This is a genomic window from Mycobacterium sp., from assembly GCF_008709575.1.
Lineage (GTDB): Bacteria > Actinomycetota > Actinomycetes > Mycobacteriales > Mycobacteriaceae > Mycobacterium.
Genome location: NZ_VYIK01000027.1, coordinates 18,476 through 37,243, shown reverse-complemented (window position 1 = coordinate 37,243; position 18,768 = coordinate 18,476). Strand labels below are relative to the sequence as shown.

Below are 18,768 nucleotides of genomic sequence, written 5' to 3'. Positions count from 1 at the left end.
CAGTCGTCATCGGCGACGCTTCGAAGCACGGCTGTTGATGTGGCTGAGCAGTTCGCGTATCGCGCCCGCAGGAGGCGTCTTGCCCCCGGCCCAGATCGCGCGAATCCGACGCCGCAGGTTCAACTCAGGAACGGCGACGGCGCGCAGTCGGCCGGTTGCCAGATCGTCGGCCACCGCCAACCTGCTCATAACCGCCGGGCCTGCGCCCGCAAGAACAGCGGCACGCACCGCTGCGGCAGAAGACAATTCGAGCACAGGTGGTGCTTGTTGCAGGTCGTCGCCAAGTGCCTGCTTCAGCGCCGCTGTGAATGAATCGCGAATGCCGGAGTGCGGTTCGCGCGAAACCAGCGGTGTTTGGGCAAGCTCGGAGGCGCTCACGCCGCCGGACCGCTTCGCCCATTTATGCTCCGGCGGCACGACGATCACCAGTTCGTCTCGGGCAACCACGCAGCTGCCCAATCCCTGGGGTTGACCAGGGCTTTCGACGAAACCCAGGTCGGCGGTGCCGTCGCGAACCGATGCGATTGCACGTTCGCTATTGGTCGCAGTCAAAATCACCTCGGGCGTGGCACCGTCTGGTCTGGCCGACCGCAAAGAGACCAGCCAGTTGGGCATGAGTTGTTCGGCGACCGTTTGGCTGGCCACCACCTTGACCCGCTGCCGGCTTTCCGCACGCAACGAGCTCAGGTGTGTGTCGACCTCGTGGGCGACGTCGATCAAGCGGGCCGCCCACTCGGCGACGGCGGCACCGGCAGGCGTGAGCTGCGAGCCTCGAGTGGTCCGGACCGCCAAGCCCACCCCTATCTGCGCCTCCATCGACGCCAGCCGTGCCGACACGGCCTGCTGGGTCAGCCCGAATTCACGGGCGGCCGCGCCGAGACTGCCCGTTCTGGCGATCGCCAGAAAGATTTCGAAGGAAGCGATATCAGGCATACGAGAACTGAGCACCGTCCTCAATCGAATCACAAATCAGCTTTGTATGCACTGGCGAAACACTGTCGTTCGGCGCCGACACGATTCAAGGACGACCCGGGTGATCCGCGACGGGCCGCGTCGGCCCCGATGGCTCACAATTATCTATTGTGACTCCACAATACCGAGACCTCTACTGCCGATAGGCTGAATCAAGAACGATGAAAGAGGGAACTGGCCGGCTATCCAACCAGGCGCAGGCACCCGTGCCGCGTCATCGTCGTCGCGGTACGGGGTAGCCTGTTCGTCGCGATTTTCATGGCTGCAGGAGGCTTTGCGTATGCGTCCATACCACGTCGCGATCGTGGGATCGGGCCCGTCGGGCTTTTACGCGGCAGCAGCGCTGCTGAAGGCCGCCGACACCACAGAGAACATCGACGTCGCGGTAGACATGCTGGAGATGCTGCCGACGCCCTGGGGTCTCGTGCGATCCGGTGTGGCTCCCGATCACCCCAAGATCAAGTCGGTCAGCCAGCAGTTCGAAAAGATCGCCGAAGACCCGCGTTTCCGATTTTTCGGCAATATCAAGATCGGCGAGCAGGTCCAGGCCAGCGAGCTTGCCGAGCGCTACGATGCGGTGATCTATGCCGTCGGGGCGCAGTCCGACCGTGCCCTGGGCATTCCCGGTGAACAGCTGCCCGGTAGTGTCGCGGCGGTCGACTTCGTCGGCTGGTACAACGCGCACCCGCACTTCGCGCAGATGGCGCCCGATTTGTCGGGAGCCCGAGCCGTCGTGGTGGGCAACGGCAACGTGGCCCTCGACGTCGCGCGCATGTTGGTGACTGATCCCGCCGAGCTCGCGGTCACCGACATCGCCGATCATGCCCTGGAGTCGCTGCGCTCGCGCGGAGTCGCGGAGGTGGTGCTGCTTGGTCGGCGCGGTCCCCTGCAAAGCGCATTCACCACTCTGGAACTGCGCGAGCTGGGAGAGCTCGAGGGTGTCGACGTGGTAGTGGATCCCGCCGATCTGGAGGGCATCAGCGACGAGGACGCCGCAGCGGCGGGCAAGATCGCCAAGAACAACATCAAGGTACTGCGCGACTACGCCGGTCGCACTTCCCGGCCGGGGCACCGCCGCATTGTGTTCCGGTTCTTCACCTCGCCGATTGAAATCAAGGGAAATGGCAAGGTGGAAAGCATTGTGCTCGGCCGCAACGAGCTGGTCAGCGATTCCAGCGGCCGGATGGTGGCCAAAGACACCGGTGCCCGAGAGGAGCTGCCCGCGGCGCTGGTGGTGCGGGCCGTGGGTTACCGGGGTGTGGCCATACCGGGCCTGCCCTTCGACGAGGGACGCGGCACCATCCCCAACACCGACGGTCGGATAACAGGGCGGCGCAACGAGTATGTCGTCGGCTGGATCAAACGCGGTCCCTCCGGGGTCATCGGCACCAATAAAAAAGACTCCCAGGACACCGTCGACACCCTGCTGGCCGATCTGGCCAAAGGCGAACTCGCCGACTTCGGCGCCGACCACGCCCGCGAACTTGCTGATTGGCTGACCTCACGTCAACCCAAACTGGTCACCCATGCGCACTGGAAACGTATCGACGACTACGAATGCTCTGCCGGGCAACCACTGGGCCGACCCCGCGTCAAACTCAGCACCCTTGACGACCTCCTGCGGGTCGGCCACGGCTGAGCGCTGCGGGACTGCATTCGCTAGCCGGTCGGCTGGCAACGTGACGTGCAACGCGACTGACAACAAGGAAGGACACCTGCGGTGACATACGTCATTTCCGAACCCTGCGTCGATCTCAAAGACAAGGCTTGCATCGAGGAGTGCCCGGTCGACTGCATCTACGAGGGCGCCCGGATGCTTTACATTCACCCCGACGAATGCGTCGACTGTGGTGCTTGCGAGCCGGTGTGCCCGGTCGAGGCCATCTACTACGAAGACGATCTCCCGGACCAATACAGCGATTACATCCAGATCAACGCCGACTTCTTCGCCGAGCTGGGGTCACCCGGCGGCGCCGCGAAGGTCGGAATGACCGAGAACGACCCGCCCGCGGTAAAGAATCTGGAAAGCAGAGCCGAAAGCGTGTAAGTCAACCCGCCGTACGGATGCTCACGGAAGCTTGTCCTGCTCATAGGGACAGTAGACGTCCACCGACGCGGTGATGAACCTGAGCACGGTGGTGTGCACGCGGGCGGGGACGAGGCGCAACCTCGGATTGTCGTCATAGGCGATGTTGGCTTCCTGCTGCGCTATGGCGGGCACCGAGGCGCCGCCGTCGAGTTCGTGACAGATATCGTGGGCCCGGGCGATGAGCTCCGGCACGCCATCGATGGCGCCGATGTCCTCTTCCTCCAAAAGTGCCAGAAACTGCTGATCTTGGTTGGGATCGGCGTTTGCCGCACTGCCAAACGCAGTCGCGGCGATCACGGCCGCGGCGGTGACGCCGAACAGGGCCCCTGTCAACGTGACGCGCCGGACGCAACTCCGCCCCGCACCCCCTAACCGCGGCCGTTGAGATCTCTGTTCCGGGGCCGCGTCAGGCTTGTTTGCCGTCGTGGCCGGTTTCAGACCGGGGCCGAACTGAGCTGGCCAAGGCATGGGATTTGAGGTGGCAGAGATCATGGTGGTTCTCCGTTAACTGTCCCAATGCTCTCGAGGCTACGCCGTCGAACGCGGGCCGACGAGGTTACGGTGCCGGTGTCGGCATACCAGCAGTCGCTGCCGCTCCACAGCAGAACTGTCAGGATCAGACAACTCGTGGTTGCGACGCCCGCAAACGCGCCAAAAGGGTTACCCCAAAAAGATTCAGCCAACTGCCCCAGCACCGGAGTAGTGTGATAGGTGTCAGGAATTTCAGCTGGTAGGGGAAGGATTCGGCCTACCCGCCGGTGATAGTCGGCATGTCAGGATCGTCATGGCTTCATCACAGGGTTCTTTAACCAATCAGCCTCGTTTTCAATGCATTCGAACTGCGATGGGAGTGCACGGCGCGTGCCGTGCGCATCCGTCGGCGCAGCCCGCCGATAGCTGGGCACCGATGAAAGCGCTTGGCCTCGCCGTCGTCGTCCTGGGCGTGCTCGTGCTGCCGACGTCGGCCGCGCGGATCATCGCTCAATACGAAAACGCGGCTGCCACAACGTTGTGGGATTCGATGCGGCTGGGATCGATAGCGGTTCCTGCAGACCGGCACAGCGAAGCCCATACCGCAGACGCTTTGTGGAAACTGACGCCATTAGTGATCGACGACCCGGAAGCGCGACCGGAATACGCAGCCGGGGATGCTTTCGCATCGGACCCCAAGGGTGTTCGATCGGGCTCTGCCATACCCGGCGCGGTCTTCACCATCCTGATCAAGCCCCTTCCCTCTGGAGACAACTCACCTGAGCTGCCCCAGATCCCGGCGCCGACGAAAGACCCGACCCCGCGGCGGATCGCGACACCGCCAGCTGCCAAACGGCCGCTGCCATCTCACCCCGGCAATCCCGCGCTACCGGAAGGACCGGGACCAGGGGAGGGACCCGCACCGCAGGAGCAGACGCCGCCGTCCCTGCCGCCACCGCAAGGTCACGGTCACGTCCGACTGGCACCGTGAGCATGGTGAGGCCGGGTGGAGCCGGCCACGTTGCCGGCAAGCTACCGCAGCCGCCCTGAGCCTCGCCGACCATTCCGGGTTGACAATGCGCGCAGAATCGCTGGCCCGCCCGCGGTTGCCCCGAATCCCTGGTCACGGGCGAGCAACAATCTTGTACCAAACCGCTTGTCTTGCATAGTGATGTCGGCCTGTTCAGGCGAAGATGTCTTCGGCATTGCATGCGCCCCGCACCGGGCGGGTGCGCGCGTCCCGCAGACAGGTGATCGACATGAAACTTTGGCATGACCTTTGGCAATACCTCAGACGTGACCCGGTTTCCGGCGGGAGTGAAGAAAACACCACCACCACAACGGCGTCGCGCCTGGCGCTTCGTCGGCTGGCGGCTGCCGCACTGGTTGTCGCCCTGACCGGAGCGGGTTATCTGGGCTGGACGGAGTACCAGCGTCACCAGGCCGACGTCGCTGCGGCACAGGCGTTCGACGCGGCGCAGAAATACGCTTTCCGGCTGGCCAATTTCGATGCCGACACGATCGACCAGCATTTCGCCGACGTCGAGAGCGGGTCGACGGGGGAGTTTCAGGGTCGACACGTCAAGTCCCGCGACCGCCTTCGCCGGCTTCTGGTGGACAACCAGATAACCACGCGCGGAACGGTTGTCGAGGCGGCGGTCAAGTCGGCCAGTCCGAACAAAGTAGTGGTTTTGATGCTGGTCGACCAGGCGGTGACCAGCGCGGCGTCGCCGGACCCGCAAATTGACCACAGCCGGATCAGGATGACCATGGAGAAAGTCGACGGCCGTTGGCTGGCCAGCGAGGTGGAATTGACATGAAGCGGTGCGTGGGATGGACGGCGGCCGGGCTGATCGCGGTGTCTCTCGTACTTTACGGGGACACCGCCGCCGCGGAGCCGGTCAACTGGGAAGCGATTGCCCAATGCGAATCCGGCGGCAACTGGGCGGCTGACACCGGCAACGGTGACTACGGTGGCCTGCAGATCACCGAACCGACGTGGCAAGCCAACGGCGGCACCGCGGGGTTGCCCTCACAAGCCAGTCCCGCCGAGCAGATCGCCGTAGGAAAGCGGATCATGGCCACCCAGGGACCGGGTGCCTGGCCCACCTGCGCCCAGGCCAGCACCACGGCAAACGCGCCGGTCGGCTCCCTGACCAATTACCTGACGACCTTGATGGCGGACGTGTAACGGTTCACTGCGGCCGGAGATGATCGGATGTGATGACCTCGCATCCGCCGTCTGTCGACCTGCCCGACGTGCAGCTGACCCCGGGCACACCGGTCGGGGTCTACGTGCATGTGCCATTTTGCCTAACCCGGTGCGGCTACTGCGATTTCAACACGTACACCCCAGCCGAGCTGGGCGGGGTCAACCCCGACACCTGGCTGCGGACGTTGGCATCGGAGCTCGAGTTGGCAGCCACGCGACTGGGCGGTCCGGCGGTCGACACCGTGTTCGTCGGAGGCGGGACGCCCTCGCTGCTGGGCGGCGCCCGGCTGTGCGCGATCCTCGACACGGTGCGGCAGCAGTTCGACCTGACACCCGGTGCTGAGGTGACCACCGAGGCCAACCCGGAGTCGACGTCGCCTGAGCTATTCGCCGCGCTGCGCGACGGCGGCTACACGCGGCTGTCGCTGGGCATGCAGTCGGTGGCGCCGCGGGTTTTGGCCACCCTGGACCGGGTTCATTCGCCGGGGCGGGCGGCAGCTGCGGCCAAAGAGGCACAGGCCGCGGGGTTCGAGCATGTCAACCTGGACCTGATCTACGGCACTCCGGGGGAATCCGACGACGACCTGATCCGGTCGCTGAATGCGGCACTCGACGCCGACGTCGATCACGTGTCGGCCTACGCGCTGGTCGTCGAGGAGGGTACCGCGCTGGCGCGGCGTGTCCGGCGCGGCGAGCTCGCCGTGCCGGACGAAGACGTTCTGGCGCGGCGCTACGAGCTGGCCGATGCGCTGCTGGCCGCGGCCGGTCTGCAGTGGTACGAGGTATCCAACTGGAGCCGCCCCGGTGGTCAGTGCCGACACAATCTCGGTTATTGGGATGGCGGCCAGTGGTGGGGCGCCGGCCCCGGCGCGCACAGTTTCGTCGGCACAACGCGCTGGTGGAACGTCAAGCACCCCAACGTCTATGCCCAACATTTGAAGCAAGCTCGGCTGCCGGTCGCCGGTTTCGAGCAGCTCGATGCCCAAGCTCGGCACATCGAGGACGTGATGCTCAGGATTCGCCTGCGCCGGGGGTTGCCGGTCGGGCTGCTCGACGGCCCCGAGCGCGAGCGCGCCGCGGTCGCCGTCAGCGACGGGCTGCTGGTGAGCGAGGGCGATCGATTGGTGCTCACCGACCGCGGACGGCTGCTCGCCGACGCGGTGGTGCGCACTCTGCTGGGCTGAGACAACGCCGGACGCGCGCCGGATTGTTGCCTCGCGCCGAGGTTGGTGTCACGCTAAGCGGCATGACAGACCTCGAAGGATATGTCGATCAGGCGATGGCCGGCCTGGCGGAGCCTCAGCCGATGTACAAGGCGCTGCGGGAGTCCGCGCCGGTGTTCCGCTCGCCGCAGTCAGTGGTCCTGAGCAGCCTCGCCGACATCGAGATGGCGCTCAAGCACACCGAGGTGTTCTCGTCGAACATGGACGCGGTCGATCTGGGCAATCTGCGCCCGCTGATCCCGCTCCAAATCGACCCGCCCGAACACGCCAAATACCGCCGCATCCTTGATCCGTTGTTCACTCCGCGCGAGATGGCCCGGCGTGAACCGGGTGTCACCGAAATGGTGAACCAGATGATCGACACCTTCGTCGACCGCGGCGAATGCGATTTCCACGCCGAGTTCGCGGTGCCGCTGCCGTGCACGGTGTTCCTGCAGCTGCTGGGTCTGCCGCTCGAGGACCTCGAAACTTTTTTGGCCTGGAAGGATGGCGTGATCCGTCCGGAAGGAGTGCGCGGCTACACCGAGCACGGCAAGGCCGCGGCGCCGGTGGCACTCCAGATCTATGACTACTTCGAGCGTGCCATCGACGAGCACATCGCCAACCCCCGCGACGACCTGCTCTCCGCGATGATCGCGGCGACGATCGAGGGTCGACCGCTGTCCCGCGAAGAGTTGCTCGACATCTGTTTCCTGTTTCTCATCGCGGGGCTGGACACGGTGACCGATTCGCTGGATTGCTTCTTCGTCTACCTCGCGCGGCATCCCGAGCACCGTCGGCAATTGATCGACGAGCCCGATATCCTGCCCAGCGCAATCGAGGAGCTGTTGCGCTGGGAGACGCCGGTGCCGGGGGTCGCTCGGGTGGCCATTGAGGATATCGAGGTGGCCGGATGCCCGATCAAGAAGGGGGAGCGGGTCAGCCCGCTGCTTGGTGCGGCTAACACCGACCCGGCCGAGTTTCCCGACCCCGAACGCGTCGACTTCCGGCGCAACCCGAACCGGCACCGCGCGTTCGGCGGCGGCCCGCACCGCTGCCTGGGTTCGCACCTGGCCCGCATGGAACTGCGGGTGGCATTGCGGGAATTTCATCGGCGCATTCCCGACTACGAGATCAAACCCGGTGTCGAGCTCAGATACACCCGGGGTCTGCGGTCGGTGGAGGCGCTGCCGCTGATCTTCCCGGTGACCGCGTCATGACAGGCCGTTGATCATGATCCACGTCGCCGTTGACGCGGAGCGCTGCGTCGGGCACGGACGGTGTTACACCTTGGCACCCGATGTGTTCGACGCCGATGAGGTGGGGCACTGCATCGTGCGAGTCGCGCAGGTCGGCGAGGCGCTGCGGGAACAGGCCGTCAACGCCGAGCAGAACTGTCCCGAACAAGCGATCATGCTGTCTGGCTGAAGCACACGAGGCTGCGCGCCCCCTGCCCGGCGGCCATGTCGGTGAAGGCCCGCTCGACGTCGTCGATGCCGATGCGCCGGGTCACCAGCGCCTCGAGGTCGAGCCGGCCGCGGCGGGCGAGCTCGGCGAGCACCGGGATATCGCGCGCGGGATCGCTCGCGCCGTAGACGCTGCCGCGGATGGTCTTGCCGTCGGCCATCAACGACAGCGCGGGAAACACTACTTCTTCGGTGATCCCGGCCGCACCCACCAGCGTGACGGTGCCACCCCGGCGGGTTGCGTCATAGGCCGCGCGGATCGTGGCGGGCTTGCCGACCACCTCGATTGCATGATCGACCCCGGCGCCGCCGGTGCGGTCGCGCACGGCGGCGACCAGGTCGACCTCGCTGGCATCGAGGGTGTCGGTGGCGCCGTTGGCCATCGCAGCCGGCAGCTGGGCGGCGACGCGGTCGGCAGCGATGATGTCCGCCGCACCGGCCAGCCGAGCTCCCTGGATCGCGGCCAAACCCACCCCGCCGCAACCGATGACCAGCACGCTCTCGCCTGGACGCACTGCCGCCGTTCGCAGTACGGCGCCCACTCCGGTGGTGACGCCGCAGCCCAGCAGCGCCGCGTGATCCAGCGAGAGCGACGAGTCGACCGGCACGACGGCCGCGGCCGGAACCAGGGTCTCCTCGGCCAGGGAGCCAACGCCCAGCGCCGGCCACACCGGGCCCGCGGCGCTGTGCGCATAGGGGTCGCCGTAGGCGTGGTCGTAACCGTGCACACACAGCTGGGCCTCTCCGCGCAGGCAGTGTGGGCAACGGCGGCAGGGCACGCTCCAGGTCAGCACGACCCGTGCCCCCGGGCAGATAGTGGTGACGTCGTCGCCGACCTCGGTGACGATGCCGGCACCTTCGTGCCCGAGCGTGCACGGCAGCAGTGTCGGTATCGACCCGTCGCGCAGTGACAGGTCGCTGTGGCACACGCCGCTGGCGGCCAGTTGGACCCGGACCTCGTGGCGGCCCAGCGGCCGCAGCACGAGATCCTGCACCGCGGCGGGCCGGCCGACCTCGGCCAGCACCACCCCTTTCACGCGAGGAGATCTGTGATCGGCGTCATACCGTCTTACGATGGCGGCACGACTGCACCGGGTCAAGGAGACAAAGCCGTCAAGGAGACAAAGCCATGGCCGCACGTTCTTCCGACATGTCGCCGGTGAGCCTGGCGGCGATGCTCACGATCGACGGCACGGCGCAGCCGGGCGCCCCGTACCCGGTGCACAACCCGGCCCGGCCAACCGAGATCGTCGGGTATGCCCCGGCCGCCGACCTCGACCAGCTCGACGCCGCGGTGCAGGCGGCGCGCCGGGCGTTTCCGGGCTGGCGCGGCCGCACCGTCGCCGAACGGGTCGCGGCCGTCGCCAGCGCGGCGGCCACGGCCGCACAGCAGCTCGCCGCCGCCGACGCCGCCCGGCTCTACACCCGTGAGCACGGCAAGGTGCTCGCCGAGGCGCGCTTCGAGCTCGACACCGCTCCGGTGGTCGCATCGCTGCTCGGGTCGATGGCCGAGGCGGCCCTGGCACCCGAGTACCTCGACCCCCCTGCGGCTTGTCCACGGCTGCAGCGTGAGCCCTATGGCGTCGCCGCACTCGTGCTTCCGTTCAACTGGCCGCTGGCTTTGATGACGACCAAACTGGCCTCGGCGCTCGTCGCCGGCAACACCACGGTGGTCAAGGTGCCGCCGACCTGTCCGCTGGCCGCACTACACTTCGGTGCGGCATTCGCCACCGCGCTGCCGCCGGGCGTGGTCAATGTGCTTGCCGGACCGGGCTCCGAGTTGGCACGGGCCCTGGTGAGCCATCCGGGCATTGCCGTGATCTCGCTGACCGGCGGAGCGGCGACCGGACGCGCGGTGATGACGGCCGCCGCGGCGCGGCTCACCCCGGTGCTGCTGGAACTCGGCGGCAACGACGCCGCGATCCTCGGACCCGACATCGCGGTCAGCGATCAACTCGTCGACCGGCTGGTGACCGCGACCTACACCACCGCCGGGCAGGTGTGCATGGCGATCAAACGGCTTTATGCACCCCGCGGACGGGTGGGCGAACTGACCGATGCGGTCTTGGCGCGCTGTGCCCGTGAGGTGGTCGGCGACGGCCTGGACGAGGAGACCACTCTCGGCCCGCTGCACACCGCGGCCAGCCGGAACCGGGTGCGCGGCCTCGTCGCTGACGCCGAGGCGCGCGGTGCAAGAGTCTATCGCGCCGGACGACTGCGCGATGCCGACAGCGGCGGCTATTTCGTGTTGCCGACCGTCGTCACGGATTTGTCGCCGGATGCGGCGCTGGCGACCGAGGAACAGTTTGGTCCGGTGTTGCCGATTTTCGGCTACGACAGCATCGATGAAGCGGTGGCCGCGGCTAACGCCACCGATTTCGGCCTGACCGCGTCGATCTGGACCGCCGACGACGCGCTGGCCGAACGGGTCGCCGCCGAATTGGTCGCCGGCACCGTCAGTGTCAACTGCCACGGCATGGCCGCCCAAGACCCGCGGTTGCCGTTCGGCGGGGTCGGCCAGTCGGGCATCGGCCGAGAACTCGGTGTCGAGGGGATCCGGGCGTTCACTCAGCCGCGGGCGTTCGTACGTCAACCGGCGCCGCGGTGACCGCGATGTCCGGGGCGGGTCGCCGGCCGGAACGCCATAACCACACCGCCGTGCCGATCAGCACGGCGACGAACACGAACACGTAGCTGCCGGAGATCAGGTCGGCCCCGACGCCGCCGAGTCGCACCGAGAGCAGGCCCGCCTCCGGGCTCGCACCGCGCAGCGAGCGGAACCAACCGGCGAGCGTGGCCCACAGCGGCCACAACACCCAGGCCGAACCGCCGCAACGCAGCACATAGGCCCGGTACCCGAGGTGCACTGTCAACGGTGCGAACCACACCCAGTGATGGCTCCAACTAAACGGCGACGCCGCCGAAGGTGCACTGTCAACGGTGCGAACCACACCCAGTGATGGCTCCAACTAAACGGCGACGCCGCCGCGCAGGCCATTCCGACGATGGCGAGAGCCAAAACGCGCTGCCCGCGCCGGTAGCTGGCCGCGGCAAGGGTCACCGCAGCCACTGCGACGACCACCGCCCCCGCGGTGGCCAGCGCCGCAGGGGCGTGCAGCCGCGTCAGCAATCCGCCGACACCGGTATTGGCCAGCGGGTCGACCGAGATCCGGCTGACATCGTGGAAGCCTCCCCGCAGCCAGTAAAAAGCCGAATCCGCCGGCAGCAGTACGAACCCCACGACAATGGTGGCGGCGAGCGTTGCCCCGGCTACCAGCGCCGCGCGCAGGCGGCCGATCGCGACGAGGTAGACGATGAGCAAGGCGGGGGTCAACTTGATCGCGGCCGCCAGCCCGATGCCGACGCCGGCCGACTTGCGTTGCGTGTCAGCCAGCAAATCGGCCAGCACCAGGGTCAGGATCACGACGTTGATCTGACCCAGCTGCAGCGAAAGCCGAACCGGCTCAAGCCATAGCACCAGGCCGAGCAATAACGCTGTCAGACTCCACAGTCCCTGGGATACGGCAAGGCCCATCGCGGTCAGCATGCGCCGGATCGCATAGGTGAGCAACCCGCACATCGATGCCAACCAGAGCACCTGCACCAACGGCTCGGCGACGTAGGCCAGCGGCCGCAGCGCAAGAGCCGCGAACGGTGGGTAGATGAACAGCAAAGTCTTCGGATTGCCGGTCAGCCCAGCCGAGTACAGATCAAGTCCGTCCCGTGCTCGCATCGCTCCGAAGCGGTACACCTGCAGGTCGACCTGGACCAGCATGGCGGGCCAGCGGGCATAGGCCATCAGGTAGAGCAGCAGCGCCACGGCCAACACGGCAGGGCCACCACGGCGCACCCACGGCTGCACCCTCATGTCGCCGCCTCGCATCGGTGGATCAGGCTACCTGTGCACGACCGGTCCCAGCACAACTGGGCGTCCTTTGGTCCAGGAAGGCGAAAAGCTGCGGGTGACGACTCGCGCGTTGACAGCGTAGGGAACCCGTCGTTAGCTTGCGCTATGGCGCTGCTGCCGGACCCGGCTCCGCGTGCGCGACGGTACGTGGTGATCTCGGTCGACGACCACGTCATCGAGCCGCCCGATATGTTCGTCGGACGGCTACCCGCCGCGCTGGCCGACCGGGCACCCCGGGTGGTGGAGACCGACGACGGGCGCCAGGTGTGGCAGTACGAGGACTGCCGATATCCCAATATCGGGCTCAACGCCGTGGTGGGCCGGCCGCCGGCGGAATGGAGCATGGAACCGGCCCGGTTCGACGAGATGCGCCGAGGCTGCTGGGACATCACCGCCCGCATCGCCGACATGGATCTGGCCGGTATCTGGGCCTCGCTGAACTTTCCCTCGCTGATCGCCGGGTTCTGCGGCACGGTCTTTTGGAAGAGCAAGGACCAGCAGCTGGGCCTGGCGGTGCTGCGGGCCTGGAACGACTGGCACCTGCAGGTGTGGGCGGGCAGCTACCCGGAGCGAATAATCCCGCTGCAGCTACCCTGGCTGGCCGACCCGCAGCTGGCGGCCGAGGAGATCCGCCGCAACGCCGCCCGTGGCTTCAAGGCGGTCAGCTTCCCCGAGCTGCCCGCCCAATGCGGGCTACCGAGCCTGCACAGCGGGGTGTGGGATCCGTTCTTCGGCGCGTGCGAAGAAACCGACACCGTGGTGTGCCTGCACACCGGATCGGCTCAGTGGGCGCCGATCCCGGCGCCGGACACCCCCTTCGAGACCATCACCACCCTGTTCCCGGTCAACGGCCTGGTCGCCTGCGCCGACATGCTCTGGTCCGGTGTCCCCGTGCGCTTCCCCAGACTGAACATCACGCTGGCCGAAGGCGGGCTGGGTTGGGCGGCCATGCTCGGCGATCGCGCCGACTACGTGCTGGCCCACTCGGCGTCCGGTCGTGAGGGCGGCTCCTGGAAATCCGAACTGCTGCCCAGCGAGGTACTGCGGCGCAATTTCTGGTTCTGCTCGATCGACGACCCGCACGCGTTCGGTGCGCTGGACGCGATCGGGGCCGACCGCATTCTCGTCGAAAGCGACTATCCCCACGCCGATTCCACCTGGCCGGACACCCAGGAGGTAATCGCGCGCAATGTCACGGGCTTGTCTGCCGAGGACGTCGACCGCATCACCCACCGCAACGCCGCACAGCTATTCCGTCATCCGCTGCCGGATGCGGGGTGGCTACGATGTTAGACCTCGTGATCCGGAATGCCGAAATTGTCGACGGCACCGGGATGTCCGCGTACCACGGTGACGTCGGAATCAAGGACGGGCGGATCGCCGCGGTCGGTGAGATCGCCGACACCGCGGTGCGTACGGTGGACGCGGCCGGGCAGGTACTGGCGCCGGGCTTTGTCGACCTGCACACGCATTACGACGCGCAACTGCTCTGGGATCCCACCGCAAGTCCGTCGGTGCAGCACGGGGTCACCACAGTCATCGGCGGCAACTGCGGCTTCACGCTGGCACCCGCAGCGGCGGGCCAGCAGGACTATCTCACCCGGATGCTCGCGCGGGTCGAGGGTATGCCACTAGAGGCGCTGCAGGCCGGACTGGACTGGCGGTGGTCATCGTTCGGCGACTGGTTGGCCCGCTTGGACGGCCGTATCGCCGTCAATGCCGGATTTCTGGTGGGTCATTCGGTGCTGCGGCTGGCGGCGATGGGCGACGACGCGGTCGGCGGCGACGCCACCGACGAACAACTCGAGCGCATGGTCGAGCTGCTCGAAGGCGCGCTGGCCGAAGGGGCGCTGGGGTTGTCGACGTCGCAGTCGCACACCCATAACGACGGCGCAGGGCAGCCGGTGCCGTCGCGCAGCGCGTCGCGCAAGGAGCTGCTCGCGCTGGCCGCCGGGCTGCGCCGGCATCCGGGCAGCACCCTGGAGGCGATTGTCCCGGGCTGTCTGTCGGGGTTCAGCGACGACGAGATCACCTTGCTCACCGACATGTCACGGGCTGCCGACCGGCCGCTGAACTGGAACGTGCTGGGCGTGTCGGCGGCCAACCCGGCCGGACACCAAAAGCAGCTGAGGGCGTCGGAGATCGCCGCCGAGCGCGGTGCCCGGGTCGTGGCGCTCACCCTGCCGCATGCCATGCAGATCCGGCTCTCGTTTCTCACCGGTTTCGTGCTCGACGGGCTGCCGGGCTGGCGTGAGGTCATGCATCTGCCGGTGCCCGAGCGGCTGCGCGCCCTGGCGGATCCGCACGTGCGTCACCGCCTGGCCGACGGGGCGCAGTCGGAGGAGGCCGGCATCCTACGCGGCCTGGCGCACTGGGAGCGCCTGCTCGTCGTCGAGACGTTCGCCGCGGAAAACGCCGACGCGACAGGGCGTTCTGTCGGCGAAGTCGCCGCCATCCGCGGTCGCGAACCGTTCGACACGCTGTGCGACATCGTGATCGCCGACGAGCTGCGCACCGGGCTGACACCGCCGGCGACCGGCGACGGGGCCGCGGACTGGCGGGCACGCGCCCAGGTGTGGCGGCACCGGGACGCGGTGATCGGCGGCTCGGATGCCGGAGCGCACCTGGACATGATGTGCGGCGCGATCTACACCACGTCGCTGCTCGGCCACGGGGTGCGCGAGCATCAGGTGGTCACCCTTGAGGAGGCCGTCCGGCTGATCACCGATGTGCCGGCGCGCCTGTACGGGCTTCGTCACCGCGGCCGGATCGTGCCGGGCTGGCACGCCGATCTGGTGTTGTTCGACCCGGCCACCGTCGGCCACGGCCCGGAGCGAACCCGCTACGACCTGCCTGCCGGCGCGCCGCGGTTGGTCGCCGATGCCCGCGGCATCAGTTCGGTGCTGGTGGGCGGGGTCGAGGTGTGTCACGACGGGGCGGCCACCGGCGCGCTCCCCGGCACGGTGCTGCGCTCCGGACGCGACACCGACACGGTGCCGGCCCATGGCTGAGCCTGAGCGTGCGGGAACCGTCGAAAAGCGCTGGCTACGCCGGGGTTGGATCCGGTTGATCACGAGCTGGTTTCGTGCGGGGGTCAGCCTTGGCCTCCGGTGAGTGCTCCAGGTAGTCCGCGAGGATGCGGCTGACCATCGACTCGATCGTGGATTCGATCGACGACGCCAAGGTGGCGGTGACCGACGCGATGGCCTGGGTGCGGAAGCGGACCAGCATCGTGATGAGCTCGGCAATCTCGGTGTCGGCAGGCAAGCCTTCGCCGGGCTTGATCGCGTCGGCGACATGTTCGGCGCCCGCGCGCACCAACATCTCGCTGATCCGATCGACCAGGGGAACGACCTGTTCGTGCAGATCGATGAGTTTGTCCATGTTGACGCCGTAGCTGCGGATCTCGCAGAACGCGTCGAGCAGTTTGGGGCGGGTCACACTCGCCTGAGTGCCGTCGATCCGGATGATGCCCAGCTGCGCCAAGCGTTCAAACGCGCGTGGATCGTCGACGCGCCGTCGCACCTCCGCCAGCGGCATCGTCTCGGGCCTTTCGGTGGCCCAGGTGCCGGCGATGGCGGTCTCCAAACCCAGGACATCGCCCAAGTTTTTGCCTTCTTCCCAGGCGCTGAGCATTTCCCGAACGTGCGCGATCGTGTACCCGCGGTCGAGCATCGAGGTGATCAACCGCAGCCGCGTCACATGCGTGTCGTTGTACAACGCGACCCGCCCGACGCGCAGTGGTCGGTGCAGCAGCCCCCGGTCGCGGTAAACGCGAATGTTGCGGGTCGTGGTGCCGGCCAGCCGGGCCAGTTCATCGATGCGATATTCGCCGGACGCCGCCGCGTCGTGGGGATAACGGACCGCCGCGTCGAACAACTGGGCCACCGCGGCCGCGATGACGTCGCGCGACTGCCGTCGGATCCGTGGGGACGCCCGCCGCAGGTTAGCCAGCACACCGGAGATCGTGCCGGCTTCGGTCCGGGGCAGCCGCTGAGCAGCCATCACCTGGTCGCGGAGCCGACAAAGGCGTCGGTCGAGCAGGTGACCGCGTGGTAGTCGGCGAGCCGGAAATGTCGCATCTGGCTAAGATACTGGCTGGCCAACCCGGGATACATCGATGCGTTGAAACCGTCCTTGGTCAGATACCAGCTGCGGCATCCCGACATCCATGTCGTTCTGGTCAGCCGTTTCTGGATGCGTGTGTTGTATCGGCGCTGGACGTCGGCGCGCACGTCGAGATAACACAGATCATTGTCGAGGATGGTTTTGATGCCGCGCACCGCGTAGTCGAGCTGTCCCTCGATGTAGACCAGCAGCGAGTTGTGCCCGGGTCCGGAATTAGGTCCGGTCATAAAGAACAGATTCGGGTACCCGTGCGCATTGATGCTCTTGTAGGCCTGTGCGCCAGTGGCCCAATCGGCGCTCAGTGAGCGACCATTGAGCCCGCTGACCGGAAACGGCGGACCGGTCAGGTGCACGTCGTAGCCGGTCGCGAACACGATGCAATCCAGGCGATGCTCGATGCCATCGCTGGTGCGGATACCGGCCGGGCTCAGGGTAGCGATCGGCCAGTCGATCAGTTTGCAGTTGTCGCGCTGCAGCGCGGGATAGTAGTCGCTGGAGATCAGCATGCGTTTGCAGCCCGGGACGAAGTCCGGGGTCAACTGTCGGCGCAGCCATGGATCCTTGACGGTCAGTCGCAAATGCAGCTTGCCCAGGCGCGCCATCAACCTGGTTAACGGCGTGTTCCACACCAGCGCGACAGCACTGGCCTCGTGGCCCCAAAACAACGCCTGCCGGGCAAGTTCCTGGATCGCCGGCACTTTCGCGAAGACCGCTTTCACCGCCGGTGGAGTGGGAGCGTCGACGCGGGGCAGCACCCAGCCCGGAGTGCGCTGGAAAACCTTGACGAACTCGGCTTGCCGGACCAGTTCCGGGATGATCTGGACTGCGCTGGCGCCCGTGCCGATGACCGCCACCCGCTTGCCTGTGAAGTCGTATTCTCTGTCCCAGCGGGCGCTGTGGATCTTGTGGCCCCGGTAGACGTCGAGACCGCGGATGTCCGGGTAGCGGGGGTCCGGCAGCGGCCCGGACGCCAGCACCACGGTGCGGGCGTGAAAGTCTCTGCGCGCGCGTGTCGTTGCGGTCCAGACGCCGTCTTTCTCGCGGAACGAGAGGCCACAGACTTCCTGGCCGAACCGGATATGGCGGCGGATGTCGAACTCGGTGGCCATGTCTTCGAGATGCCGACGAATTTCCTCGGCGCTGGGATAGGCCCGTGACCAGTGCGGGTTCTTGACAAACGAGAACGAGTACAGCAGTGAGGGGATGTCGCAACTTGCGCCGGGATAGCAAGTATCGCGCCAGGTTCCGCCCACTTGGTCGCTGCGCTCGAGAATAACGAAGTCTCGGACGCCGGCAGCCGTTAGTTTGATCGCGGCGCCCAAACCGGTGAAGCCGGCTCCGATGATCAGCGTTGAGTGAATATCGATGTTCGACATAGGTCTAGACCGTTGGTTCATAGGTGAGCTCAGTGAACCAACTGGGCACCGGTTTGAGTAGGGAGCGGGGATAGCGGTAGGACAGCCACACCATCGCGTTAGCCAGCCGCTGATAGGGATGGTCTGGGTTAACCACCATTGCGGCTTGCCTTTTGAGGACTTGGTAGGTGGGCACCCGCCACGTGTTTTCGCCCCGGTCACCGAGTTGCCTGAAACGTTTGACCGCGTTGTAGAGACGTTCGGGTTCCATGCCCATGTCGATGATCTCGTTGCGGATCTGATTGATCAGTGCGATGCCGATCAGGGCGCCGACGATGGCGCCCGGAGAAACCAGATTGCCAATGAATTCGATGGCCAGTTTGCGGATGGTGCCGTGGCCGATCATATCGAGAACCTCAAAATCGACCACAAGGTGGCGGGATTCGTCGTTGTTGATCTTTTCGAAGACCTGGTGGCATACCGGGTCCTCGACTTTTTCGAGCAGGAACTTCAGCAATGCGCCGTCCAAAGCGACTTCGAGCATCGGGATAATCGTGCCCAGCTGGGACAGTGGCATTCCGTCGGAATAGCGGTCCAGCCACTCGATGGCCAGCCGCACGTTGATGTTGGGTTGGGGCAGGACACCGTTGTCGAGCATGCCCCAGCGCTTCATCAATGCCAGTTCGGCATTGGCGTGACGTTGCTCTTCGGCGTGGAAATACCGGTAGATTTCGGCCAGCGTCGGGGTGGGTGCCTTCTTGGCCAATGCCGCGAATCCGCGAGCACCGACGTTTTCGATCCAACACAGGTCGGCCATGAATGCCTTCAGTTTGGGCCTGAACTCGTCGCTGACGGTCTCGGCTCCGGGTGCGTCCCAATCGATATCGGCGAGCGCCCACTGCCGGTCCTTGATCTTGGCCAGCATCGCTTCCATGTCGATGGCCACCGAATCCTCCTCAGGGTCGT

General features: G+C 66.5%; 19 protein-coding genes. 11 read left to right on the top strand and 8 right to left on the bottom strand.

The genetic code is table 11. The features are described from left to right. Positions 1–6: 6 nt before the first annotated feature. Entirely contained in the window at positions 7–933 is a 927-nt protein-coding gene (locus tag F6Q13_RS08260; protein WP_293054995.1) for a LysR family transcriptional regulator, read from the bottom strand. 319 nt (positions 934–1,252) lie between these two features. Between F6Q13_RS08260 and F6Q13_RS08255 the strand changes: the two genes are divergently transcribed. Then, positions 1,253–2,611 carry an FAD-dependent oxidoreductase gene (locus F6Q13_RS08255; protein ID WP_293054993.1) on the top strand — a complete coding sequence of 453 codons (1,359 nt, stop codon included), beginning with the start codon at positions 1,253–1,255 and terminating at the stop codon, positions 2,609–2,611. A gap of 81 nt (positions 2,612–2,692) precedes the next feature. Next, on the top strand, positions 2,693–3,019 hold the full coding sequence (fdxA, locus tag F6Q13_RS08250; protein WP_293054991.1) for a ferredoxin: 327 nt from the start codon (positions 2,693–2,695) through the stop codon (positions 3,017–3,019). 21 nt (positions 3,020–3,040) lie between these two features. On the opposite strand, the gene F6Q13_RS08245 is transcribed toward fdxA, so the two are convergent. After that, on the bottom strand, positions 3,041–3,553 hold the full coding sequence (locus F6Q13_RS08245) for a DUF732 domain-containing protein (RefSeq protein WP_293054989.1): 513 nt from the start codon (positions 3,551–3,553) through the stop codon (positions 3,041–3,043). 415 nt (positions 3,554–3,968) lie between these two features. Between F6Q13_RS08245 and F6Q13_RS08240 the strand changes: the two genes are divergently transcribed. The 6 genes from F6Q13_RS08240 to F6Q13_RS08215 all read left to right on the top strand — a co-directional run bounded on the left by F6Q13_RS08240 (position 3,969) and on the right by F6Q13_RS08215 (position 8,374). Next, positions 3,969–4,523, top strand: coding sequence for a hypothetical protein (locus F6Q13_RS08240; protein WP_293054987.1), 555 nt, complete (start codon positions 3,969–3,971; stop codon positions 4,521–4,523). A gap of 268 nt (positions 4,524–4,791) precedes the next feature. Continuing rightward, a complete protein-coding gene (locus F6Q13_RS08235; RefSeq protein ID WP_293054985.1) occupies positions 4,792–5,352 on the top strand; it encodes a hypothetical protein in 561 nt (186 codons plus the stop codon). Then, positions 5,349–5,723, top strand: coding sequence for a transglycosylase family protein (locus tag F6Q13_RS08230; protein ID WP_293054983.1), 375 nt, complete (start codon positions 5,349–5,351; stop codon positions 5,721–5,723). The genes F6Q13_RS08235 and F6Q13_RS08230 overlap by 4 nt, the downstream gene beginning before the upstream one ends. Before the next feature lie 32 nt (positions 5,724–5,755). Continuing rightward, positions 5,756–6,928, top strand: a complete 1,173-nt coding sequence (gene hemW, locus F6Q13_RS08225) for a radical SAM family heme chaperone HemW (protein ID WP_293054981.1) — start codon at positions 5,756–5,758, stop codon at positions 6,926–6,928. A 62-nt stretch (positions 6,929–6,990) separates the two neighbouring features. After that, on the top strand, positions 6,991–8,166 hold the full coding sequence (locus F6Q13_RS08220) for a cytochrome P450 (RefSeq protein ID WP_293054979.1): 1,176 nt from the start codon (positions 6,991–6,993) through the stop codon (positions 8,164–8,166). Positions 8,167–8,179: 13 nt separating this feature from the next. After that, entirely contained in the window at positions 8,180–8,374 is a 195-nt protein-coding gene (locus F6Q13_RS08215) for a ferredoxin (protein ID WP_293054977.1), read from the top strand. On the opposite strand, the gene F6Q13_RS08210 is transcribed toward F6Q13_RS08215, so the two are convergent. Continuing rightward, on the bottom strand, positions 8,358–9,449 hold the full coding sequence (locus tag F6Q13_RS08210) for a zinc-binding dehydrogenase (RefSeq protein WP_293054975.1): 1,092 nt from the start codon (positions 9,447–9,449) through the stop codon (positions 8,358–8,360). The genes F6Q13_RS08215 and F6Q13_RS08210 overlap by 17 nt on opposite strands. Positions 9,450–9,541: 92 nt before the next feature. Between F6Q13_RS08210 and F6Q13_RS08205 the strand changes: the two genes are divergently transcribed. Then, positions 9,542–11,020 carry an aldehyde dehydrogenase family protein gene (locus tag F6Q13_RS08205; protein WP_293054973.1) on the top strand — a complete coding sequence of 493 codons (1,479 nt, stop codon included), beginning with the start codon at positions 9,542–9,544 and terminating at the stop codon, positions 11,018–11,020. Here the strand turns inward: F6Q13_RS08205 and F6Q13_RS08200 are convergent. Both F6Q13_RS08200 and F6Q13_RS08195 read right to left on the bottom strand, forming a co-directional pair. Next, on the bottom strand, positions 10,977–11,285 hold the full coding sequence (locus F6Q13_RS08200; protein WP_293054971.1) for a hypothetical protein: 309 nt from the start codon (positions 11,283–11,285) through the stop codon (positions 10,977–10,979). The two genes, F6Q13_RS08205 and F6Q13_RS08200, sit on opposite strands and share 44 nt — an antisense overlap. Next, positions 11,282–12,280 (bottom strand): glycosyltransferase 87 family protein, encoded by a 999-nt coding sequence (locus tag F6Q13_RS08195; RefSeq protein ID WP_293054969.1) that lies wholly within the window; start codon positions 12,278–12,280, stop codon positions 11,282–11,284. The genes F6Q13_RS08200 and F6Q13_RS08195 overlap by 4 nt, the downstream gene beginning before the upstream one ends. A gap of 144 nt (positions 12,281–12,424) precedes the next feature. On the opposite strand from F6Q13_RS08195, the gene F6Q13_RS08190 reads away from it, so the two are divergent. Both F6Q13_RS08190 and F6Q13_RS08185 read left to right on the top strand, forming a co-directional pair. After that, positions 12,425–13,612 (top strand): amidohydrolase family protein, encoded by a 1,188-nt coding sequence (locus F6Q13_RS08190; protein ID WP_293054968.1) that lies wholly within the window; start codon positions 12,425–12,427, stop codon positions 13,610–13,612. After that, positions 13,606–15,330: an amidohydrolase family protein gene (locus F6Q13_RS08185; RefSeq protein WP_293054966.1), complete on the top strand. Its 1,725-nt coding sequence runs from the start codon at positions 13,606–13,608 to the stop codon at positions 15,328–15,330. The genes F6Q13_RS08190 and F6Q13_RS08185 overlap by 7 nt, the downstream gene beginning before the upstream one ends. A gap of 34 nt (positions 15,331–15,364) precedes the next feature. On the opposite strand, the gene F6Q13_RS08180 is transcribed toward F6Q13_RS08185, so the two are convergent. Genes F6Q13_RS08180 through F6Q13_RS08170 form a run of 3 tightly spaced genes read right to left on the bottom strand, consistent with a single transcriptional unit; the run spans position 15,365 to position 18,748 of the window. Then, positions 15,365–16,324, bottom strand: a complete 960-nt coding sequence (locus F6Q13_RS08180; protein ID WP_293054964.1) for a MerR family transcriptional regulator — start codon at positions 16,322–16,324, stop codon at positions 15,365–15,367. After that, positions 16,324–17,823, bottom strand: coding sequence for an NAD(P)/FAD-dependent oxidoreductase (locus F6Q13_RS08175; protein ID WP_293054962.1), 1,500 nt, complete (start codon positions 17,821–17,823; stop codon positions 16,324–16,326). Before F6Q13_RS08175 ends, F6Q13_RS08180 begins: the two co-directional genes overlap by 1 nt. 4 nt (positions 17,824–17,827) lie before the next feature. Next, complete coding sequence (locus tag F6Q13_RS08170) at positions 17,828–18,748, bottom strand: ferritin-like domain-containing protein (protein WP_293054961.1); 921 nt, start codon at positions 18,746–18,748, stop codon at positions 17,828–17,830. Between the last annotated feature and the right edge of the window lie 20 nt (positions 18,749–18,768).